Source organism: Gracilibacillus boraciitolerans JCM 21714, from assembly GCF_000521485.1.
Taxonomy (GTDB): Bacteria; Bacillota; Bacilli; order Bacillales; family Amphibacillaceae; genus Gracilibacillus; species Gracilibacillus boraciitolerans.
Window position 1 is genome coordinate 87,845 of sequence record NZ_BAVS01000009.1, and the last position, 21,033, is coordinate 108,877.

At 35.5% G+C, this 21,033-nt stretch carries 24 protein-coding genes and 2 pseudogenes; 15 read left to right on the forward strand and 11 right to left on the reverse strand.

The annotated features are described in order from the left end of the window. Positions 1-91: 91 nt before the first annotated feature. From JCM21714_RS08010 to JCM21714_RS08020, 4 genes are read left to right on the forward strand one after another with little or no spacing between them, the layout of a single operon-like run. The gene (locus tag JCM21714_RS08010; protein ID WP_052000471.1) at positions 92-1,330 is read left to right on the forward strand and encodes an alpha/beta hydrolase domain-containing protein; all 1,239 of its coding nucleotides are present in this window, start codon (positions 92-94) and stop codon (positions 1,328-1,330) included. Beyond that, entirely contained in the window at positions 1,323-1,541 is a 219-nt protein-coding gene (locus tag JCM21714_RS22925; protein WP_052000472.1) for an alpha/beta hydrolase domain-containing protein, read from the forward strand. The genes JCM21714_RS08010 and JCM21714_RS22925 overlap by 8 nt, the downstream gene beginning before the upstream one ends. A gap of 29 nt (positions 1,542-1,570) precedes the next feature. Then, the gene (locus JCM21714_RS08015) at positions 1,571-2,353 is read left to right on the forward strand and encodes a hypothetical protein (protein WP_035723227.1); all 783 of its coding nucleotides are present in this window, start codon (positions 1,571-1,573) and stop codon (positions 2,351-2,353) included. Continuing rightward, entirely contained in the window at positions 2,347-2,967 is a 621-nt protein-coding gene (locus JCM21714_RS08020; RefSeq protein ID WP_035723230.1) for a hypothetical protein, read from the forward strand. Before JCM21714_RS08015 ends, JCM21714_RS08020 begins: the two co-directional genes overlap by 7 nt. Before the next feature lie 1,494 nt (positions 2,968-4,461). On the opposite strand, the gene tnpB (JCM21714_RS08030) is transcribed toward JCM21714_RS08020, so the two are convergent. Further along, positions 4,462-5,598, reverse strand: a complete 1,137-nt coding sequence (gene tnpB / locus JCM21714_RS08030) for an IS200/IS605 family element RNA-guided endonuclease TnpB (RefSeq protein WP_035723236.1) — start codon at positions 5,596-5,598, stop codon at positions 4,462-4,464. 232 nt (positions 5,599-5,830) lie between these two features. Between tnpB (JCM21714_RS08030) and JCM21714_RS08035 the strand changes: the two are divergent. Beyond that, a pseudogene (locus JCM21714_RS08035) lies at positions 5,831-6,255 on the forward strand (DUF1284 domain-containing protein). Positions 6,256-6,310: 55 nt separating this feature from the next. Here JCM21714_RS08035 and JCM21714_RS22930 read toward each other — a convergent pair. Both JCM21714_RS22930 and JCM21714_RS22935 read right to left on the reverse strand, forming a co-directional pair. After that, positions 6,311-6,547 carry an alpha-hydroxy-acid oxidizing protein gene (locus JCM21714_RS22930; RefSeq protein ID WP_084040631.1) on the reverse strand — a complete coding sequence of 79 codons (237 nt, stop codon included), beginning with the start codon at positions 6,545-6,547 and terminating at the stop codon, positions 6,311-6,313. Continuing rightward, entirely contained in the window at positions 6,537-6,659 is a 123-nt protein-coding gene (locus tag JCM21714_RS22935; RefSeq protein WP_084040633.1) for an alpha-hydroxy-acid oxidizing protein, read from the reverse strand. Before JCM21714_RS22935 ends, JCM21714_RS22930 begins: the two co-directional genes overlap by 11 nt. A gap of 702 nt (positions 6,660-7,361) precedes the next feature. Here JCM21714_RS22935 and JCM21714_RS08045 point away from each other — a divergent pair. The 3 genes from JCM21714_RS08045 (at position 7,362) to JCM21714_RS20120 (ending at position 8,311) form a co-directional block, all read left to right on the forward strand. Further along, entirely contained in the window at positions 7,362-7,685 is a 324-nt protein-coding gene (locus tag JCM21714_RS08045; protein WP_035723242.1) for a hypothetical protein, read from the forward strand. 122 nt (positions 7,686-7,807) lie between these two features. Beyond that, positions 7,808-7,975 (forward strand): hypothetical protein, encoded by a 168-nt coding sequence (locus tag JCM21714_RS20115; protein ID WP_235182695.1) that lies wholly within the window; start codon positions 7,808-7,810, stop codon positions 7,973-7,975. 195 nt (positions 7,976-8,170) lie between these two features. Further along, the gene (locus JCM21714_RS20120; protein ID WP_158413488.1) at positions 8,171-8,311 is read left to right on the forward strand and encodes a hypothetical protein; all 141 of its coding nucleotides are present in this window, start codon (positions 8,171-8,173) and stop codon (positions 8,309-8,311) included. A gap of 425 nt (positions 8,312-8,736) precedes the next feature. Here the strand turns inward: JCM21714_RS20120 and JCM21714_RS08060 are convergent, their stop codons facing one another. Next, positions 8,737-9,630, reverse strand: a complete 894-nt coding sequence (locus JCM21714_RS08060; protein WP_035723248.1) for a tyrosine-type recombinase/integrase — start codon at positions 9,628-9,630, stop codon at positions 8,737-8,739. Between the two features lie 443 nt (positions 9,631-10,073). Between JCM21714_RS08060 and JCM21714_RS08065 the strand changes: the two genes are divergently transcribed. The 4 genes from JCM21714_RS08065 to JCM21714_RS08085 all read left to right on the forward strand — a co-directional run bounded on the left by JCM21714_RS08065 (position 10,074) and on the right by JCM21714_RS08085 (position 14,696). Continuing rightward, the gene (locus tag JCM21714_RS08065) at positions 10,074-10,679 is read left to right on the forward strand and encodes a tyrosine-type recombinase/integrase (protein WP_035723249.1); all 606 of its coding nucleotides are present in this window, start codon (positions 10,074-10,076) and stop codon (positions 10,677-10,679) included. A gap of 1,321 nt (positions 10,680-12,000) precedes the next feature. Further along, on the forward strand, positions 12,001-12,552 hold the full coding sequence (locus tag JCM21714_RS08075; protein WP_035723254.1) for a hypothetical protein: 552 nt from the start codon (positions 12,001-12,003) through the stop codon (positions 12,550-12,552). A gap of 122 nt (positions 12,553-12,674) precedes the next feature. Continuing rightward, a complete protein-coding gene (locus JCM21714_RS08080) occupies positions 12,675-13,160 on the forward strand; it encodes a hypothetical protein (protein WP_035723256.1) in 486 nt (161 codons plus the stop codon). 645 nt (positions 13,161-13,805) lie between these two features. Continuing rightward, positions 13,806-14,696 carry a hypothetical protein gene (locus JCM21714_RS08085; RefSeq protein WP_035723258.1) on the forward strand — a complete coding sequence of 297 codons (891 nt, stop codon included), beginning with the start codon at positions 13,806-13,808 and terminating at the stop codon, positions 14,694-14,696. 127 nt (positions 14,697-14,823) lie between these two features. On the opposite strand, the gene JCM21714_RS19190 is transcribed toward JCM21714_RS08085, so the two are convergent. The 3 genes from JCM21714_RS19190 to JCM21714_RS21170 all read right to left on the reverse strand — a co-directional run bounded on the left by JCM21714_RS19190 (position 14,824) and on the right by JCM21714_RS21170 (position 15,724). Further along, positions 14,824-15,045, reverse strand: coding sequence for a zinc ribbon domain-containing protein (locus JCM21714_RS19190; RefSeq protein ID WP_035723261.1), 222 nt, complete (start codon positions 15,043-15,045; stop codon positions 14,824-14,826). 186 nt (positions 15,046-15,231) lie between these two features. Beyond that, the gene (locus JCM21714_RS21165) at positions 15,232-15,507 is read right to left on the reverse strand and encodes an IS200/IS605 family accessory protein TnpB-related protein (protein WP_235182696.1); all 276 of its coding nucleotides are present in this window, start codon (positions 15,505-15,507) and stop codon (positions 15,232-15,234) included. Between the two features lie 40 nt (positions 15,508-15,547). After that, positions 15,548-15,724, reverse strand: a complete 177-nt coding sequence (locus tag JCM21714_RS21170; RefSeq protein ID WP_235182697.1) for a hypothetical protein — start codon at positions 15,722-15,724, stop codon at positions 15,548-15,550. A 28-nt stretch (positions 15,725-15,752) separates the two neighbouring features. Between JCM21714_RS21170 and tnpA the strand changes: the two genes are divergently transcribed. From tnpA to tnpC, 3 genes and pseudogenes are all read left to right on the forward strand, one after another. Beyond that, positions 15,753-16,061: an IS66 family insertion sequence element accessory protein TnpA gene (gene tnpA, locus JCM21714_RS08100; protein WP_035723264.1), complete on the forward strand. Its 309-nt coding sequence runs from the start codon at positions 15,753-15,755 to the stop codon at positions 16,059-16,061. Between the two features lie 3 nt (positions 16,062-16,064). Then, positions 16,065-16,421 carry an IS66 family insertion sequence element accessory protein TnpB gene (tnpB, locus tag JCM21714_RS08105; protein WP_035723266.1) on the forward strand — a complete coding sequence of 119 codons (357 nt, stop codon included), beginning with the start codon at positions 16,065-16,067 and terminating at the stop codon, positions 16,419-16,421. Between the two features lie 64 nt (positions 16,422-16,485). After that, positions 16,486-17,514 (forward strand): annotated as a pseudogene (gene tnpC / locus JCM21714_RS08110) (IS66 family transposase); the annotation flags it as partial. Between the two features lie 156 nt (positions 17,515-17,670). On the opposite strand, the gene JCM21714_RS08115 reads toward tnpC, so the two are convergent. The 4 genes from JCM21714_RS08115 to JCM21714_RS20505 form a co-directional block, all read right to left on the reverse strand. Beyond that, the gene (locus tag JCM21714_RS08115; RefSeq protein ID WP_235182698.1) at positions 17,671-18,462 is read right to left on the reverse strand and encodes a tyrosine-type recombinase/integrase; all 792 of its coding nucleotides are present in this window, start codon (positions 18,460-18,462) and stop codon (positions 17,671-17,673) included. Positions 18,463-18,582: 120 nt separating this feature from the next. Continuing rightward, positions 18,583-19,569: a tyrosine-type recombinase/integrase gene (locus tag JCM21714_RS08120; protein ID WP_035723269.1), complete on the reverse strand. Its 987-nt coding sequence runs from the start codon at positions 19,567-19,569 to the stop codon at positions 18,583-18,585. Beyond that, complete coding sequence (locus JCM21714_RS20500; RefSeq protein ID WP_200868438.1) at positions 19,556-20,185, reverse strand: tyrosine-type recombinase/integrase; 630 nt, start codon at positions 20,183-20,185, stop codon at positions 19,556-19,558. Before JCM21714_RS20500 ends, JCM21714_RS08120 begins: the two co-directional genes overlap by 14 nt. Beyond that, on the reverse strand, positions 20,131-20,796 hold the full coding sequence (locus JCM21714_RS20505; protein WP_200868439.1) for a hypothetical protein: 666 nt from the start codon (positions 20,794-20,796) through the stop codon (positions 20,131-20,133). Before JCM21714_RS20505 ends, JCM21714_RS20500 begins: the two co-directional genes overlap by 55 nt. Between the last annotated feature and the right edge of the window lie 237 nt (positions 20,797-21,033).

The window sequence follows — 21,033 nt, forward strand, 5'->3', positions numbered from 1 at the left end:
TAATTCCTATTCATCAAGTTAACGAGCAAGTGGAAAAGTCGAATATTTTAAAATTAATATTTGTTTATTTTTTAGAAGCAGAAATTTAAAAATGTCTAATATAGTAGCAGGAACAAATATAAAAACAGTTGAATTAGTTCCTACAGAAAAGAAATCACATCCCTTTGGCACATCAATGGAAAAATGCAAATTAGAAGAGAATGGATACAGAGAAGATGAATATTTTATCTCTGGAACGGCTAATGTCTATAGTATGCAAAATAAAAAGAAAAAAGAGGTCTTTACTGACGCGCCCTATGTTAATCGAATAATCATACGAAGACCGACTAATATAAAATCTTTTAGTGGAAATGTTGTTGTGGAGATACTAAATTCAACAGCAGGTTTTGACATTGATAGAAACTGGGTACTGACTAAGGATTTTATGATGCGTAATGGAGACATTTATGTAGGAATTACAAGTAAACCTAATGTGTTGAAGGCGCTACTTCGGTTTGATCAGGAGCGTTATTCACCATTATCATGGAAAAACCCTAATCAAACCCCCCCTAATCGAAAGATACCTGACGAAAAACTCGGTAATATTGCAGGCCATTCCTCTTATGAAACAGAAGACGGGCTATTTTGGGATATGTTGGTTGATTTAGCAAAGTTGCTTAAGAGTGCTAGTGATGCAAATCCAATTAAAGCTTATGGAGACCATTACCAGTTTTTAAGCGGATGGTCACAATCGGGAGGATATTTAATACGTTTTATTAAAGACTTTGCTTATGATAGTGAAGATCAAGACCTTTTTAATGGATACCTTTCCTATGGAACTGTAAGTTTATGTACGCCCAATTTAAATCAAGAAGATCTTACTGATCCTACTACTCTTGATCTGACATTACCAAAACTTAAATCTCCAATGATTGAAATGCATACTGAGAGTGAAAATGTAAGTTTAAATAACCATAACTCTAGAATGGAAGATAGCGAATATTATAGAGTTTATGATATTACTGGACCTAGCCATAATACGCAGAATACGTCAGATGAGTATTATAAAGATGATTTAGATCTCAAAAAAGCTGGATTTTCATCTTTATACCATGGAAAAGAACTTTATCCGAATAATTTTCCTCATGAGTTTGCTTTTCAAGCTGCTCAACATAGTATGTACATGTGGGTTCGAGACGGAAAACACCCAATTAGTGTAGAGGAAATAAAAGTAGATGATGAATTAAATAATGTAAAAGATGAAAATGGAAATTCTATTGGTGGGTGGAGACTTCCCCCCTATAAATTTTCCAGTATGCAAGTATCTAGGTTCTTCTACCCCATTGAGTGAAGAGTTCGCTTTTAGCTGCTCCATTTATGGCTATGAAGAACCATTCTCTAAAGAAAAACTAAAAGCAATGTACAATGATATAGAAAATTATAGAAGTATTATAACAGAAGATGCTAAAAAGTGTATAGATAAAGGCTTGTTGTTAGCAGAGGATATGCAGCAATGTATAAATATTTCTATTAAAAAAGCGAAGAAATATGGACTTGAATAAAATACTTAAATCAGTTTCAGGAGGGAAAAATGAAGAATGAAAATAGAATAAAACCATATTTTAAAAATCCTTCATATTGGCAATATAAAGGTGAGCCCATTTTATTAATTGGAGGTAGTGATGAAGATAATTTGTTTCAGTGGACGAATACAGATCTTACAAATCACTTAAACCTTCTTGAATCGGTGGGTGGGAATTATGTTCGTAATACCATGTCTGATAGAGATAATGGAAATGTTTATGCATTTAAGCAAATTGAGTTAAACAAATATGATTTAAATCAATGGAACGAAGAATACTGGAATCGGTTAGAATTTTTCCTTGAAGAAACCGAAGATAGAAATATTATTGTTCAATTAACTTTGTGGGATCAATGGGATTTAACTGTACAAAAACTATGGGATATTCATCCTTGGAATCCAAATTGCAATGTGAATTATGAATCAAAAGACTTGAATAGTAAAAGTAGCTTCTTTCATACGGTAACAGACAATAATGAAAAAGTTATGTACTATCAAAAAAAATATATAAAAAAATTATTAGAAACTACTTTAAATTACGATCATGTATTGTATAACATTAATAACGAAAGCTGGGCAGGATTGGATTGGGAAAATTATTGGGCTAAACAACTACTATCTCTAGCTAATAGTCAACAAAAGAAAATAGAAATAACCACTATGCAACTGCATGCCGAAGGTTCAGTAAAAGCATTATGTTACTATAAAGATCTTTATTCATTTGTAGATATATCTCAAATTAACCAAGATGCAAATGGTTCTACAGGTCAGGGGGGCATTGGGATATGCTAATGTCATTTAGGGAAATTATTAATTCTAAAGGAAATGTGCCGATAAATAATGAGAAAATTTATGGAAGTAACTCAGAACATTCAGGGCCAGTTTTAACTTTTAACAAATATGCTGGAACAAAAGACGAGGCGATACAGCGTTTTTGGAGAGATATTATTGGTGGGTGTGCATCGGCACGTTTCCATAGACCAGATAACATGTATTGGGGTATAGGTCTGTCAAAAGATGCTAGGATTCAACTAAAGTCAATGAGCAAATTGATTGAAAAGTTCGATATCTATCAATGTGATCCAAATAATAATCTTTTAAATAATCAAAAAGAAAATGAAGCCTATTGTATAGCGAATATTGGACAGCAATATGCTGTTTACTTTCCAAATGGTGGATCAACTGATTTAATTACTTGGATTTATTCTGAAGAAGTGCAACTAGAATGGTTAAATATCTCTGAAAGTAATTGGTTAAAGCCAGAGATAGTGAAGGTCGAATGGGATAAAAGGGAGATTTTTTGGGAATCTGATATGTCATTCACAGTACAGGGAAGAGTACCACTTCAAACCCCAAATTTAGGGTCTTGGATAGCACTTATAACACACTACTCGAGCAACAAGTAGTGTGTTATATTTGACGCTTACTTATATTTACTACTAGGTATCTTACCAACATTTCGCGCAAAACATATGCTAAACAAAACTTGACAACTAAATTTATAAGTTTCTGTATGCTAAAGTATTAAGAGTATTCAAAAGTTTAATATCTCACTATTTATAGGATGTTAATTATTACACGAGTTATGGAACAATCCAAAAGGGTAATGATGCTAGTAAATTATAAATCCTTTATTTATAAGGTGTTCGGCTATTTCTGACTTTCTAAATAATTCCTTAGCATATGTTTTCTGCGTTTTGCTGGTTGTATGTACCAGAAAATAGAAAAATGTAACAGTTTTTGTTCTATAAATGGGATTTTTAATATTGAGATTTCCTTAGCTTTGTAAATCTGCGTTTTTCTTGACGCTACCCCTACAAAAAAATATACAAATATAAAATAATTGGAAGGAATTTAACATTTTATGTCGAAATAATATATATGTCATACATGAGAGGATGTTTAAATGGAGAAAGATATCCAACATGGCCTACTTGATAATTTAACTAAGGAAGATATAGATCTCATTAAAGCAGAAGTTGAACAATTATATTTAGAAAGTAAAGAGTGCACAAATACAGAAAAGGAGAGGGTGAAGAAACAATGCTGGGTAATAGAGAGAAAGAGCGTTTTAAGATCCACACAATTTACGAAAATGAAATGCAACAGAGGTCCATACATATATTAGATAAACATCACAATTTAACGTACGTGTACTATGAAGATGAAGTGGAAAATTTAACAAACAGATATCTCCATCCTTTAAAAAGGCATTTGCGTAAAAGAATGCATTTGATTCAAAATGGAGCGTACGACAAGACTTCTATCTAACGTAGGTTTTGCAAGTGATACGTTTTGAGTTATTTCCCTTGCAAGGTTTCCCAGAAATATCTCAAAAGCTGTTTCACTTGCATATCTAGAAATGGTTTCTCTCTTTCTATTGCTGTTTTAGCAGAAGTACTCGCTGAATAAGTTAGATTTATTTATACATCTTAGATAATGAAGTGTCCATTATAGAAAACAATGCCATCGCTTTTCATGTATTCTTTTTATGGGGGGGCGCTACAAAAATAAAATTGGGAGAAAAATAACCCCCCCGATATAATCTTCCCTCGCACGATATATCCCTTGTTCACCTGAAACAATATCTTTTCCGACGATATATTCCATCCATATTTGTTACTACATTTAATTAAAACTTGTTTTGAGTTGCGCAATGAAAGGGTATATTCCATAATTAGCTGATCCTCTATGACAGTCAGTAAATATTATTATAAATTTTATTGCCAATTATCATTACTCAGAAAACACCACAAGCTTGAAGCAGCAGGATTATACAAAAGTTTGGCACTGTGATGAACCAAAGAATGTGTTATCTTGAACTACCCCCCCACCTACAAGCTAAAGCTTATTGAGGAGGGGGGATTCCTAAGTTATAAAACCTAACGGTTTTAAGTTTATCAGGCTATCCCCCCCATCGCACCGACGGTTAATAGACGCAGACCTTCTTTATGGATATTAAGGGCAGCGTTCACATCTCTATCGTGTGAAGTATGACAAGTCGGACAAGTCCAACTGCGAATAGAAGGATCCTTGGTTATCGGATGCTTCGTACCACAAGTTGAACATATCTGAGTAGAAGGAAAATGCTTCCCTACTTTTACAAGTTCTTTGCCATACCAATCACACTTATAAGCTAACATAGTAATGAATTCACTCCAGGAAGCATCCTGGATGGATTTGCTATATGTTTTATCCTTCAACATATCTGATACACATAAATCCTCGATAGCTATGACATCGTAGTGTTGAACGAGTTTAGAGGATAGCTTATGTTGAAAGTCTTTTCTATTATTTACTATTTTCTCGTGCAAAATAGCGATTTTTTTCTTTTGTTTATACCAGTTATTCGAAAATTTCTGTTTTCGAGAAAGAGAACGTTGTGCTTTGGCCAACTTTTTCTCTGAAGAATGGAAATAACGCTCATTGTTGATTTTGTTGCCATTTGAATCAATGACAAAATCAGTTAACCCCCCCATATCCAAACCGATGGTTTGGTGGCTTTTATTCGTTTTGTCCACGTGTTCCTTAACGTTGATGGCCACAAAATATTTACCAGCTGCATTTTGACGAACAACTGCATATTTAATCACCGCACTATCTGGGATGTAACGACTGTTAGCGTATCGAATGCATCCGATTTTGGGTAGTTTAATATGTGTATCTGTCACTTTGATATTGCCATTCACGGACTTAGTAGTATAACTTTTTACCGGATGCTTACGACTTTTAAACACGGGAAACCGGTTCTGTTTTTTGAAAAAACGAACCATAGCATCGTTTAAGTTTTCAACGCTTGCTTGTAAGCTAATGCTATCGACCAACTTCAACCATTCATAGTCGGTTTTCATGCTTTTAAGTTCGTTTCTAAACGCATTCACTTGTAGTGTTTTTCGTTTTTCTTCATCTGCACATTTGATTTTTTCGAGAAAATGATTGAACACGAAACGTGAACAACCGAAAGACTGTGCAATGAAGGTTTGTTGTTCTTTTGTTGGATAGATACGGTACTGGTATGCTTTATGTTGAACAGCCATCGGTTGTTCACCCCCTTTCCTTTATCTAGTTTCTATTATACTATCGAACGAGTATTCGTACAAAGGATAACATTACTTTTTTTCAAAAAAACAGCGATTCATTTCCCACCTAAACGCTTTGCGTTTTGAGGAATGAGTCTTCTCGCCAAAGTTCGATAAAACATACGTTAACTATTTTATAATAGATGTTAACAATTATTATAAAATAGTTTTAAAATGGGGGGGATTTAATATGTATAAGTTGAGGGGGGACATCATCTATTTTGCCTTTTAGGCTACAGAGGGATGGGATATTCTAAAGAATACATTCAAAACATGACTGCATTACACCAAACGTTAAGAATTAATCCAAAGACAGATATTTATTTAGTAAGCGGACCAGATCAATTATGTGAAAAATATCCCGCTGATTCCCATGACTATCACTGTGAAAATAATAGTATTTATAAACGGGATGACTCCATACTAAAAAAGCTCGGCATTCAAAGTGGGCAAGTACTGAAATGGGAAGAGATTGAAGCACGAATACGAAAATATGTGGTGCCAGATGATATTAACAGTATCTGTGCAACTTGTTCTTGGCGGTCTTATGGCATTTGTCAGGAAGGGGGGGTGCAAGAAATGCTAGACCGTACAGGATTAAGAAAGCTAGAGTGAATCAATCTGATATATCAATTAATTTTTCATCGAGCCGTGGATCTCGAATGTTACCTTAATGGTTTACTTGAGATAAATCGCTAACACCGGAAAGCGTCAGTGAAACCTCAGCTTCCTGGATAAACCGCACCACTATCTTTTCAACATCTTTTTGATCATCTGTCGCGAGTCCATATAGGTTTAGTCTGCCAATTAATATACCAGAATAACCTATTACCAAGGCTCTAACAGCATTAATTGCACGTCTGATACTACTATCAAGTAAGATCGGAACTTTTCTATTAACATGTATGTACTACTTGCGGCAAAGCATCGATGGTTGAAACTATACCATCAAGCTGACGACCACCATAATTTGAGACAATGATACCATCCACTCCAAGATCAAAATGCCAACTTCCCATCTTCTGGCTGCAATATTCCTTTCAACAAAACTGGAACGCTAGTACGCCGTTTTAGCTCCTTGACATTTTCAATGATTTGCACATTAATTATTACACGTGTTGTTGAATAACCCAAAAGGGTGAAAGTGCTAGTAACCCCCCCTTTATTTATAAGGCGTTCAGCTATTTTGGATTTTCTGAATAATTCCTTAGCGTATATTTTTTTTGAATTTTGCTGATCGGACTCCTTATGGAAAAGAATGGTTATAGCTCCGACTATTAACCATGAATACACGGCAAGAATCAGATGTTATGGAATAGAACGCTAGACACCAATTTAGAATGAATTTACTTATTTGCGGTGATTATTGTGGAAAATTTTCTACATTTGCTAAATGACTTAGATTTTATGAGTAAAAGACAAGTTTACTTACATAATTTTATCCAAGTTAACTCATACTATTAGGGAAATTTCAGATGGTCTACTTTACATTTACCGTATAGAATGGTATTATTAATGTAGAAAATACATGTTTAGCGGGTTAGTTAATAGGGACCTGCTCCGACGCAACGGCACTGCTAAAGATTTTGTTCAAAACTTGAGTAGTGAAAAAGAATATTGCGGCTGCCATCGCCCTAAGGCATAGATGGGCCACCTATTACCACTGAAATTTCAAAGGTTCTGGCAATTCGCCAGGACCTTTTTTATTAGGGGAAACGATTATGTACACTATACAATGGGCAACTGGATTTAGGGGGGGATTTTCAAAAGAGGAACCGATGGATTTGCATAAATTTACACTATTTTATGATGAGCATATAGCGGAAAGATATTTTACATATTCTACGACGAGCAAAAAGATACCGTATTTCGTAATTGAGACCAAGCGTAATCAGTTACCACATCTGATGGGTCTTCAGCATTGGAATAACCTTGACGTAAAACAGCCAGAAAAACAATATGAAAGATTAATAAATGGTGAATGGGATATTCCCTTTATAGCTGCAGCTGATAATGGTCCTACAAAGAATACAGACAACGGATAGAATTTCTTCCTAACTTGTACAACCTTCTTTACCATTTTGAGTGTCGTGTCAAACTTATAAATAAAACGATTCCCAGCACTTTTAAAAATCGGAAAATAGATATGATTTTTCAAAAAGATGGTGTGAAATGGGTTTATGTATTAGAGTTAAGAGCAAAAAGAGCCCAAGAAAAAGCAACCGAAATATATGTACCTACAAGTATAACGGTTCATAGAAAAACTGCAAATGCACTTCAGGTTAAATCGGAACCACTTCAAATTAAAGATGTATTGGTAGATAAAATTAGATAATTTATAATGACATAAATAAAACCAGCTAATAGAAGAGTTAATACAGAATTTTGCTGTTGTAATGATGTAATGCTTCACTTTATTCCATCCAAAATGGGGGGGTTATTTTGTTTAAATTCCTCCAGTATGATTACTGTACTTCCCCCCCTTATAATATGCTAAATTTTTTGCATATTATAAGGGGGGGGAATTTTTATGATCATTTTACATGATTTTAAAATTAATATTGAAGATTACGAAGCAATGGGGAAAGAAAATCACTTCCCGTTATTGGATAATTGTCCTAAATGCAGAAGCCTTGCTCAAGGAAACGTGCATAGAAACGGATATTATTGACGATCCTTTTAATAAGATAATAAAAATTTTACGCATCCAATATTTTAATAAAAATAAATACACCTATCTCCTAAGCATGATCAATAATTTTAATAAATACGCCTTAATCATGAAAGAATAATAAAAATTACTACATATAGCAGCTAAAAATATTCTGTTATTAAAAATTAGTTGTCTGAAGCGTCTCAGATACAAGAAACCTGACCGATTCTCCATAAACGCCCTTCTTACTTACAACATCTGAGGGATAACCCATTCAAAATAAATCCTGCAGTAAAAACCTTGTATAATAAAAAGGCATCCTCGTAAATAATAAGAGAACGCCTTAGCATATACTGCACTGACTCCATCACCCAAGATATCGTTATATAATTGATCATTAATCCTAACGTATATAAAACATATATAATAGGAAGAAACTCGTCTCACAAAAATTTATCCACTGTTTTATCAGACACATTTAAATAGTGATCCGCAAGAGTTTGGGTAGAACGATGCCCCCCCGTTTGTTTCGTGATCGTAATGAGATCCGCCCCCCCTTTTTCGTGCATCGACGACACCTGGGTTTTTCTCAGATTATACGCCGTAAGTCCAAGCGTACGATGTAAAAACTTTCGATAAGCCTCGGTTGAAATCTTGGCACTTTTATACTTTCCGTTTTTATAGACTCTCCCTACAAAATAATCATCCATTTTTAAATGATAGGTCGCTTTGTAATCTTTCACCGCTTTTACTGTGAGTTGGTTCAATCGTTTATCAAACCAGGTTTTCTGTTTCTTCATATAGATCGAAACGGCATTATCATCCAAATCAAAATCTTGAATTTTCATCGCAATCATTTCACTTGGCCGACTGGCTGTGATGAGATTCACGAGACAGATCGCTTTTTCTCGTATCGGTAACGTATTGATTAAGTTCGTCAAGTCCTCTTGATCTACTCGTTGCTTTCCTTTTATGCGTGTTAGGTTTTTATTTTCGATGTCGTCATATAAACTACGAATATACGACACGTCTTGTAAGACCTTTTTTTCAGATGCAAAATCCACATCATAGTTTACGGTCAGATATCTTTTTATTGCGGACAGTCGTTTTTCCCAGGTGTTCTTTTTCACTCGTTGATCCATGACAGATCCATACAAATAATCGAGCATTGATTCCAGACCTTCTGATTGAACGGTAGCTACACAATAATTTTGATATTGTGTAATATCACTTTGATAACCTGCACTTATTTTTCTGGATCGCTCCTGGATAAAATTTTCTCTCTCTGCATATCGTTTTCGATTTCTGAAAGAATTCACAGGTAACACATCTGCCATTTTTTTCACTCCTTATTTTTGGATAATATTGCTAAATAAAAACATAATGTTAAATACTACATTTTTTATTAATAACACCCAAAATTAAAAATACCATTTTTTACTATTGCATAATATTGGATAATTTTATGTGCCTAATTTTCTAATTTTAGTATATCACCATAAGTTGCGATAAGACAGCATTATCACAACTTATTTTTTGTGAAATAAAATGGTAACATGATCCATTTTATCAATAGATATAATTACCATTTATTTCAATGTAAAATTTAGGAACTTGATATGTGTCACATAGAAGTTTACATAATATGGAATGGATAATAAATTTTATAAATTATGCTGAGCAATTCATTAACATATATTTACTTTTCATGGCAAGAGAGTTATAGTTAAATAATAAATAGATTGGATGCGTAAAATTTTTATAGAAAGGACTGGTATAAATGGATAACTTTTTTTATCTTCATGGCTATTTTATCGAACTCGAAAAAAACGGAAAGAAACCCGGAACGATCAAACAATATCGATCGGACCTTCAGCAATTTATATCATGGCTGGACACAACGATAAACCAAGACCTTTTGGATGTAGATGCTGTTGCAATTATGTCTTATGTGGCGTATTTAAAAGAAAGATCCTATCGTGATACAACGATCAAGCGTCACCTCTCATTGGTTCACAGATTCCTGGCATTTTATCACGTGCCTGTCGATTCATCTTCAGAACAGGAGAATATCTATCGCGCACCACCGTTGCAATCCAGTGATTTTATTTCAAACAACGAAATGGACCAGCTGCTGCAATCCATGCAAAGACCGATCCAGTCTATCGCAAGAGACATACTGATCCCTCGCAACTTAGCGATCGTACATCTTATGCGTTATCAGGGGCTTCGTCCAAAAGAAATCACGTCGATTACGATGCGCATGATCAACCTGGCGCAGTCTACGATCGAGTTTAACTGGAACGGTGAGCGAATCAATTATACATTAGCCAATACACACATGACCTATATCCGTGATTATATAGCAACAATTGCCCCCCATTAAAACGACCAAAATGGAAATCAGAAGAACCACTATTTGTTTCGTTTAATAATCGCAGCAATGATTATCAATACGATTACGCAAAGGTACAACCAAAACAACTATCCGTGCGAAGCATACAAGAAATGATTAAAGACGAAGTGTGGCGGGCGGATCTGCGAAAGCTTTCGGCCAAGCATTTACGAAATAGCTGTATCCTGGACCATATCCAAAGAGGGGAATCCGAAACAGACATCCTGAGCTATTTTCATTTGACGCACCCTTTTTCTTTGTATCGCTATAAACAATATAAGGAATTAGTGGATTCACATACTGAGTAATAATTTTATGGAAACCTTTATTATCACGGCGATTGATTATCTTATATAACAGTAAGGTACAGGCATTTATGGTATAATAAGGGATAGGTACTCATTCGACATCTGTACTAATAAAATAGGGTGATTGGTGTTATCCCCCCCAAAAGGGGGGTGATGCCATGACGACATTCCAGGCTTTAACGATCATGATCTAATTTTCGACAATGATTATCGCACTAATCGCAGTCGTTGTCCTATTTTGAACGCAAAAAAATAGCCCCCCCTGTTCTGCCAAATGGGGAAGGGCTATTTTCTGGTAATACACTAGATAACGCCAATTTCCTATCAAATAATGGGTATCTAGGGACCGTAGTTCACGCTACGGTCTTTTTAATATGTCGTTTCATATTACTTAGTATACCACATTTTCACAAAAAATAAACCGGTTATTGATCACCAGTGATTCATACCCGGTATGTATTATTACTATGTTTTGCGTGAAGGGTAAGCAACGCTCGAAAATCCTTGAATTGTGTGCACTGCACCAAGAGTAAGCGCATGTCTATGAATAAATGTTGGTGCGCCTACCCGAAGTTGGCAGTAATAATCATTGGTGAAGTACTACTTATCTTCTTATTTGACGGAGCTTCATCCTAATATAAAATCAATCGAGTAAAAAACCCATTGAGGATTTTAAAAAAGGAAAATATGGTGAATTTCGATATGTCATACCCTTTGCTTTTCAATAGCATTAATACTTCTTTAATATCCTCATCCTTAATTTGAACCTGTAAATCTTTCATGTATGGATTGCTTAACATAAAATCGTTTAAAAATGTTCCAAATAAAAATACAACAAAAAGAGGGGTAAAGAAAATTTTGAATATCATTCTCCACATTGTAGAAATTAGAGCTTTCTATATATCCCAAAAACGGTATGGATTTTGTCATTTTATGAAGTAATTACGCAAATTTTGTTGTATAATTTGGAATAAATGGATTATTAGAAAAAGGGAGGTTTTATATTGTTAGCTCAAGCGGAGAGAATTACAGGTCATGCAACATACACCAGTATAGATAGAGTCCTTCAAATTGTTGATGAAATAAATTCAACTGACAAAACAAGTAAGCAAATAGAAATGTTAGAAAGAGTTACAGAAACATTTACTTTTTTAAAAGATGCACTTGATAGAGTTGACCCCTTGCTAGTGTCAACTATTACATTACAAACTATGAACAATCCGATTTCCCAAATATTAAATGAAGTAACTAACTTCAAAAATAATCGAAATGAGCAATACTTAACCAATGCACTCAATCATATTGAAACTTTACTTCAATATTCATCTCAATTATTAGTCATCCAGACACCAGAGGACATTGAAGGTGTTAGAAGTGCTGTGATTAAATTTAGACAATCAGTTGGACAACATTTATCTCACTTAGAAAAGGACGTTAATGATACTAACACAGCATATAGCACCACTAAACAAAAGTTGGACGAACTTACAAATCTATCGAAAACCAAAAAAAACGTATCGACTCAATTATTTCAGACTTCCAAAACCAATTTTTAAACGGACAAACGGAAAGAAATGAAAAAGTTTCTCAACTTATAACTGCTACCAAGAATGAATTTAATGGAATTTTTCAGTCAAATGAGGAGATTCTAGATAATCAAATTGAGGAACAAAAAGATTTGTTCAAAACACAAGTTGAACAACAGAAAACTGACTTCAATAATTTAACTGATGATTTACAAACAAAAGCACAAGAAGAATTAGATCAAATTATTGGAATGAATCAAAAAGCTGAGAAAATTTTGGGTATCATGAGTATGAAAGGTCTTGCTCATGGCTATCAAAATATTGCCAACAATGAAGGTCGGAAGGCTTTCTTTTGGAATATACTTTCAATTGGTTCACTAATAGGTCTGTTATGGTTTGGTTATGAGTTTATTATTAAGCATGACGGAACAATGTCATGGACTTCTTTGATTAGTAGGTTTATTTTAACTGGTGTAGGTCTAACATTATTTACCTACGGAGCAAAACAAGCCACAAATCATAGGCAAGAAGAAAGACGTAATAGAAAAATAGAGTTAGAATTAGCTTCACTTGACCCTTATCTCAAGGACTTGGAGGAAGAAAAGCGAAAAGAGGTAAAAAAAAAGTCTTGTAAATAAATATTTTGGTGTTGAAGTACCAATTGTTTCAAACCCTAAAAAACAACCCCAATCACAAAACATGGTTGAAACAATAACTAATAACCCACAACTGTTACAAGTAATAGCTGAAAAAGTAGTTCAAATAAATTCACAAAAATGAAGAAAAGAGAATGTCTAGCTCCCTTCTTTTTGTATTATATATGCTAAATTAAAAATGTGCAGCTTCAATAGTTCGCGGCATAATATTCTCAAGGCGAATATGGTGCACTAACAACTAAATATAAATTTATGCGAAACTAGTAGTGACTATACTTCCAATTTTATAGAAGCTCCTTTTTTTAAAAAAATATCACCACTAAACATTAACGGAGCTAAAAATTTAGAAGAAGATATTCATAAACCCAGGCTGAAGAAAAGTCAGAACTCAAATCTTTAAGAACATAAGATGGATAAACTACTGAACCGATACTCTTAGAGTAAGAGATATCGGTTTTTCTATGGAAAAATGGCTTAGCGAGAGTTTTGTCAAAATGTTGGCGGTACACTATTAAAAACTGGTAAACCTATATAGACCATGGTAAAATAAAGGTAGACATAGGTAAACCAGGTAGACATATATATATATTAACGATTAAAGGTAGACAACTATAAAGGAGTGATAACATGTCTGATGACAAATATTCAACTTTTAGTTTTAAACTGGACAACGAAACCAAGGAAAAAGCAAAGGATGCAATTGAAACAAGTGGACTAACAGCGAAGGATTGGTTTAACAAAGCTCTTGCATTAACTGAAATTCAAAGTATGAAGGAAAATTCAACGGATTACGCCTCTGATTTAAACGAATTAGAAGTACATACAACGAGGATCTTTGAACTCGTATCAAACATGGTAAACCGTAGCGTATATTTGAAGGAAAGTGCAGTGAGTGACCTCGAAACGAAACTCGATCACCAACGTGAAATCACATCGGAATATCAAATGAAACTCAAAGAAGCCGAAATCGAACGCGGAGATGTCGAACATAAACTGGAAGAATCATTGAAAGAACAAGGAGAATTGGAAAAACAATTAAACGAAATGAGAGAGACATTAGAGACAAACAAGCTCCTAATTTCTGAATACAAGGAAAAAAACGATACCCTCAATGGGTTAGTCACCAAGTATCAAACCTATGCTGATGAGAATGATCAACTCAAAGAGGTATTAACTAACGAGCGAAACTCATACCAATCGAATATTGATGAACTCAACAAAACGAACAATGAGCTAACAGCTACAATAAAAGAAAATGAGCAACAAATGAACACCCTCACAGAAAAACATAAGACCACTATAGAGCGACTTAATGAACAACGAGACATTGAACGAGAGAAAGCCCTGTTACACGCTGAAAGAGAGCATCATAAAAATCTGACAAACGCTAACAATGAATACAGCAACAAACTCCAAGCATTGTATGAACATTTGGAAGGTGAACGGAAAACTCACGAGAAGAAAATCAATGAGCTACAACAACAGTTAGACAATGAACGCTCCAAGAACAACAATTGAACCTCTCATGACTAAAGTCACGAGATTCTTGGGAAGAGAGCATACTTGCTCATTTTTTTCTTAACCAGCAGCGGTTTCTCTTATTTACCAGGCTATCCCCCGTAGTACCTACGGTTGTGTTTAATGACTATTCCAATGTGTACTGCCTTAGACTTTCGGGCAAGATATTTTTACTAGCATTGATGTCATGATCGTGATGGACATGGCAAGCAGGGCACATCCATCCTCGAATATCGAGTGATTTCTTGCCATCCTTGTGACCACATTCCGAACATATCTGGCTAGATGGAAACCATTTATCCACCTTGATGATGTCACGCCTGTATATGTTAATTAAAAATTGAACCACATGTTAATCCAAAAGTACGCCCCAAAAACTTTGTGAATTTTTTACTTAGCAATCCTCAAAATAGCTTTATACGGAGATGTGGGCATGATACCCTATCTAAAAGTGCGAAACATCTATATATCGCACTCTTTCGCAAAATAGTCATGCCCGTAAAAGCTCCGTATCAAGCCAAGCATTCTTTAATAATCACAGTGAAAGTTTGTGAAGAAAATTAATTTTAACTGGCTCAATCTCAATTGCAAAATACACACGCCCGTGCCATTCCGCTTTATACTGTAATTTTGCAACAAAGCTAGACCATGATACGTCCGCAATACTTTTCGATAGTTTGTGATTTCGCAACAGTCCTTTTGTGTTTAAGTCTTCCATACAGATCACATCGTGGTTTTTGATGATAGCTGTTGAAAGCTTATTTAGAAAGTCGTTCTGTTGGTTCCCTACTTTTTCATGTAAGCGGGTCACTCTTTATTTTTGCTTTTGATAGTTCTTCGCTTCCAATAGGCTAATACCGTTCTTTTTTTTCGATTAATGCTCTTCTGGACAACTTGCGCTGTTCACGTCTGAGTTTCTTCTCCATTTTGGGAGTGAATTTAGGATTATCTACCTTACGATCATCCGAAAAGTAAGCGTCAAATAATGTACACCTTCTGCCATCATTCAAAGCGTGAGATAATGTCATTATAATAAATCTTGTAGGAGGTTATGCCATGACATTATCAGATAAACGAATAGAATGGGAAGCTCGTATGAAGGAATGGAAAGAGAGTGGGCTTAGCGCAGCCAAATGGTGCAGAGAACACGATATTAATCTTCATCAAATGTATTACTGGAAGCGAAGGTTCCAACAAGAAAGCATAGGCACAAAAGAAGCGGATTGGCTTCCTGTACAGGTTACAGAAAGTTCATCGACCATAAAAAGCAGTCCTATTTTTATTCATGTACATGATTACGCAGTAGAAGTTCCTATTGGTGCAGATCCCATTCAAGTAGCTGAAATCCTTCGTGTAATTTCATAAATTATGCTACATAATAGAAGTTACGATCGGGTTTACTTAGCAAAAGGAAATACTGACCTGCGGAAATCGATAGATGGACTAGCTGTCATTGTTCAAGAAAGTTTTGATCTCGATCCATTTTCACCATGTTTATTTGTGTTCTGTAATCGCAAACGCGATAAATTAAAGATATTAGAATGGGAATTTAACGGTTTTTGGCTTCATTACCGACGATTAGAACGTGGAAGGTTTCATTGGCCTTCCGGTGAAGAAGCCGAGGCGATGTCCATTAGTCATCGCCAACTTCGTTGGCTGTTAGATGGTTTACCTATTCATCAACAACATGCACATCGAGAAGTAAAAGCACGTACCATTTTATAAGATAATCATAAAAATTATGAGAATCCGACTAGTCAATTCGGGTTCTTTTTCGTATACTTATGGTATGAAAAATTCATCCACTAACCCAGAATCAATTGAATATTTTAAAGAGCGTGCCGAAAAGCTTGAAATGGAAAAGGAAGAGTTGGAGGCAAAATTGAAATGGTATGAGGAACAGTTCCGATTAAGCCAACAACGTAGGTTTGGTGCTTCTAGTGAGAAAACCAATCCAGACCAACTATCTCTTTTCAATGAAGCGGAAGATACAGCTAATAAAGCAGTAGAAGAACCAACTGTCGAAACGATTACATATAAACGCAAAAAGCAAAAAGGTCAACGTGAAGCAAAACTGGAAAACCTGCCTACGGAAACGGTGGAATATCGTTTAGCCGAAGAGGAACAGGTTTGTTCATGTTGCGGTGGAAATCTACATGAAATGAGTCAAAAAGTAAGAAGAGAATTAAAAGTGATTCCAGCGCAAGTGAAAGTGGTGGAGCACGTTAATCACGTCTATAGTTGCCGTCATTGTGAAAAGCATGAGATAGAGACACCGATCGTCTCAGCGCCTATGCCACAATTGGTATTCCCAGGAAGTTTAGCCTCGCCATCGGCGATGGCCTATATTATGTCGCAAAAGTATGTGGAAGGATTGCCACTCTATCGACAAGAGAAAAACCTTGAACGATTCGGTGTTTCTATTCCGCGTCAGACACTAAGTAATTGGATTTTATATGGTGCTCATACATGGCTAGAGCTTATCTACAATGAAATGCATGATCAACTTTTGCAGCTTGATATCGCTCATGAAGATGAGACTACCTTGCAGGTTTTATCTGAACCAGGAAGACCAGCAAAATCCAATTCGTATATGTGGTTATACCGATCTGGTCATACCGATAATCCTATTGTTTTATACGATTATCAACAAACCAGAGCCGCCAAACATCCACGACGTTTTCTGGATGGATTTCAAGGATTACTGCATGTTGACGGGTATCCAGGTTATAATGGATTACCCAATGTCACATTGATTGGATGCTGGTCGCATTATCCAAGAAGATTAATTATCCGAGAAGAGTTACTGTATGCTTTAAAATACAGCAATTCTTCTCTTTTTTCTTAGATAATTATTCGATACAAATCTCGGTTTTAATTCAGAAAATCTGGAATTCTATTTGACCTTTTAGAAGTTATTCTTTCATCTATATTTGAAGGGAACCATTTTTCATTCCACTCTTTTAAATGCTTGTTAACCGTGTCTTGGGAAATATCCGCATAAATCTGAGTCGACTGTAGAGATGCATGACCTAAAAATTTTTATTACAACCAAAGGAACTCCGGCTTCAAGCATATGACTGGCAGTTGTATGTCTCATAGAATGAGGTGAATAACTACCAGCAAGAAACATGGACGGTTTTTCTTTTTTAGCAATGGTTATATACTTTTTGAATATTCCTTCTACGCAAGATACTGTCATATGCTCATGCGTTTGACTTGAAAATATATGTCTTTCAGGTTTATCACTGATTTTTTTATACTCAATATACTGCTTAAGTAAGATCGCACAGGCAATAGGAATCCCGATACGTCGGCTCTTTCTGCCTTTTCCCGTAATATTTAGTGTAGCGCCTTTTTGATGAAGCTGAAGATTACCGACCGTAAGGTCACATATTTCTTGTGCACGCGCTCCGCTTGCATACATAAGACTGAGCAAAATTTTATCTCTGAGACTAATTTTCCTATTATCATTAGGAAGAGCTAAAAGTATTGTGACTTCCTGACGGGTAAGAATCGCCCTTTGCTTATGCTGACTTTTCTTCATTGGAATCTTATTCACACTATTCCTGAAAACAGAAGCCGCAGCAAAATCCCGGTTTTGTGCATAAGCAGAAAAAGAGGTTATTGCAGACAACCGTTGGTTTTTAGTAGATGCACTGCAACCACGCACCGATTCAATCCATGTAAAAAATTCCGTTAATGTTATATAGTCAAGTTTTTCAAAGGTTATTTTGTCAGCTTCAATTCCCTTTTCTTTGTACATGAATTCGATGAGCAGGCGAAATGCATATTTATAGGATTTAACTGTATTGGGCTTGCGCCAACGGAACACGGAAGATAGGTGGAAATAAAAGCGTCAAGGAGCCTTAAAAAATCAGATGCTTTATTCATCACAAGATACCTCCGGGAAAACCTGCAGTGTGTAATCCTCAAACAGCTCCATAGCTTTAGGATATAATTCGCTGCTGAACTTCAGATAACTCTCCGTTTCTTTAAGGCTATCATGTCCCAGATATATAGATAAATAGGGAACAGAATCATTAATCGATCGCCCTGACTTTTCAGCTTCTGTAAAGGATTTAAAGGCAAACACATGCCGCAGGCAGTGAAGGCATGGTCCACGTTCCCATTTTGCTCTACCTTTCAACGATATGTCGGCATATTTCAGTATGGTATTGAGTTTATTACGGGCAGATTTTACAGAAAGTGGTACTTCCTGTATTGCACTGGGGAACAATAATGCTTCGGCTTTTCCTATCAACGCCATTGCTAAACAGTATTTAATTAAGATTGATGTCAAAGTCTGATGCATAGGTACTAGCCGTTGCTTGTCTCCTTTTGTCTGTTTTAGAATGAGGATTCCACCATCAAGATCCACATCCTTCATCTTCAAAGCTAGAGTTTCCCCCCCTACGCGCAACCCACAGCCATACATGATTCGGAGCATCATTGGAAACTCAAGCTGGATATAAGGATTCGGTTGGCTCTTTGTAAGGATAATATTATCGGATAATGCAAAAATCCTTTTCAATTCCTCGTCAGAGAAAATATACGGGATATAATCATCTGTGACCTTCGGTATTGGCGGCATAAAAACCCTAATACCCATACTGCTTAAATACCGGAGAAACATTCGTATAACAATAACCTTATTGCCAACGGAACTGCTTTTTCCTGATAAATTTTTAACCCATTCGGTTATGACGCTCTCATAAATCTCCTTATGTTGAAGATTACAATTTATCAAATAGCTATCGAAGGAGGTAAGATAATGGCAATCATGAGCATAGGCACTTTCACTTAATACAACTTCTCTCATTGATAAGAAATCGGCAAACTCAATGCGCAAGATGCTTTTAAAGTCCGGCATAACTCCGTCCTCCATTCAGAAAAGCTTCGAAGACACCGGAAGGTGTTGGTACCTCTATTGCGTATTCACGCAAACGCTCTATATCAACTTTTGCATAATGCTTTATTGCGTTTGGGTCCGTATGTCCAAGCACTTTACGTACGACATCATATGGTACTTGATTATTAACCATGGAGCTAGCGAGAGATGACCGGAATGTATGTAAACCATGCTTTTTATCAGAAATGTCAATCCCTGCTTTTTGAAAATATCTTGTAGTTACAAATCGAATAGCCGAAGTGGTTATTCCCTGGTAAGGAGCATTCTGACGGAGAAATATACAACGTTCATCATTATCTGTCGGACGTGCGTTTTCAATATAATTCTTAAGAGCATCTTTAATTTCTGGGAGCAGTGGTAATTCTTGCGGTTGTAGGGTCTTCTCCTGCACTATATGAATAGAATTTCCATCAAAATTTATTTCATCAAAAGTCAAGCCAGCAATATCTCCAGAGCGCATCCCAAGCCGAGTAGCAAGAAGTAGCATCGCATAATCACGTATTCCGATTTTACTTGATTGGTCTATAGCGTTCTCGAACCTAAAAATTTCATTTTCCGAATATGTGACAGGGACCATAAATGGTCTTTTATAATGGGGGGGACAATGGTGGAATAATCGTATTCAATCACGGTTTCTTTGTAAAGATACTTAAGGAACATTCGAATAACCGCCCAAGCGTCCTTATTATGAAACATCAAACAGGCTTTACTAATCTGTGTGGAATTTACATCTCTTATGTCATTGCATCTCAAAGACAACAAAGAGACCAGAAAATCTCCACAGAATTTTCTTTTACAATTAATGGTTTTTGACCGATTTCCACTCTGTTTACAAAATGAGAGGTAATCTTCAAGAAAAACCGCATGGTTTTCTGGCAACTTAACAGAAGATTTCTTCCGTTGAAGTGAGTATGCCCTTCCATCACAATAATCGCTTAGTCTTTTTGTTACTGAGCTAATTGTCTTTTGAAAAGAAACACTTATTTCATGAGTGGAAATGTAATCTTCAATAAAGGCTCTACCAATTTCAGAAGAATACGAAGATATTTCATTCAGCTGCATATATAGTATGAGTTTTTTTAATATTCGCCTATAATTATTTAGTGTTTCTTTTCCATAGCATTTTATTTGAAGCTCCTCTAACAGTCCATTTGTTAGCTGTTCGATTGACTGATAATCTTTTCTCATAAGATAAACCTCCTATACAATTGTATGGTTATATTTCCATCATTGCATAAAGAGATCATAATTATTCAAGAAAAAAGATAAAAAATAAAGTAATTATGCGGAATTTCTCAATTTTTCCGGGATAATCAAACTTCTTGGATAATGGGCCTTATCTAAGTTCTCGGATAAGGTGCATGCACGTCGCAATTTTCGGGAAGCTTTGACAGCTTTACCAGAAACAGCGACTACCACACATAC

Excerpts from the sequence above, each read along its gene's own strand:
- JCM21714_RS08010 (WP_052000471.1), top strand. The coding sequence starts at position 92 with ATGTCTAATATAGTAGCAGGAACAAATATAAAAACAGTTGAATTAGTT.
- JCM21714_RS08020 (WP_035723230.1), top strand. The coding sequence starts at position 2,347 with ATGCTAATGTCATTTAGGGAAATTATTAATTCTAAAGGAAATGTGCCG.
- JCM21714_RS08065 (WP_035723249.1), top strand. The coding sequence starts at position 10,074 with ATGGATAACTTTTTTTATCTTCATGGCTATTTTATCGAACTCGAAAAA.
- JCM21714_RS22935 (WP_084040633.1), bottom strand. The coding sequence starts at position 6,659 with ATGGGAAGTTGGCATTTTGATCTTGGAGTGGATGGTATCATTGTCTCA.
- JCM21714_RS20505 (WP_200868439.1), bottom strand. The coding sequence starts at position 20,796 with ATGAGAAAAGATTATCAGTCAATCGAACAGCTAACAAATGGACTGTTA.
- JCM21714_RS08060 (WP_035723248.1), bottom strand. The coding sequence starts at position 9,630 with ATGGCAGATGTGTTACCTGTGAATTCTTTCAGAAATCGAAAACGATAT.
- JCM21714_RS21170 (WP_235182697.1), bottom strand. The coding sequence starts at position 15,724 with ATGACATTATCTCACGCTTTGAATGATGGCAGAAGGTGTACATTATTT.
- tnpA (WP_035723264.1), top strand. The coding sequence starts at position 15,753 with ATGACATTATCAGATAAACGAATAGAATGGGAAGCTCGTATGAAGGAA.
- tnpB (WP_035723266.1), top strand. The coding sequence starts at position 16,065 with ATGCTACATAATAGAAGTTACGATCGGGTTTACTTAGCAAAAGGAAAT.
- JCM21714_RS20120 (WP_158413488.1), top strand. The coding sequence starts at position 8,171 with ATGATCATTTTACATGATTTTAAAATTAATATTGAAGATTACGAAGCA.
- tnpB (WP_035723236.1), bottom strand. The coding sequence starts at position 5,598 with ATGGCTGTTCAACATAAAGCATACCAGTACCGTATCTATCCAACAAAA.
- JCM21714_RS08120 (WP_035723269.1), bottom strand. The coding sequence starts at position 19,569 with ATGCCGGACTTTAAAAGCATCTTGCGCATTGAGTTTGCCGATTTCTTA.
- JCM21714_RS08045 (WP_035723242.1), top strand. The coding sequence starts at position 7,362 with ATGTACACTATACAATGGGCAACTGGATTTAGGGGGGGATTTTCAAAA.
- JCM21714_RS08115 (WP_235182698.1), bottom strand. The coding sequence starts at position 18,462 with ATGTACAAAGAAAAGGGAATTGAAGCTGACAAAATAACCTTTGAAAAA.
- JCM21714_RS08015 (WP_035723227.1), top strand. The coding sequence starts at position 1,571 with ATGAAGAATGAAAATAGAATAAAACCATATTTTAAAAATCCTTCATAT.
- JCM21714_RS20500 (WP_200868438.1), bottom strand. The coding sequence starts at position 20,185 with ATGGTCCCTGTCACATATTCGGAAAATGAAATTTTTAGGTTCGAGAAC.
- JCM21714_RS08085 (WP_035723258.1), top strand. The coding sequence starts at position 13,806 with ATGTCTGATGACAAATATTCAACTTTTAGTTTTAAACTGGACAACGAA.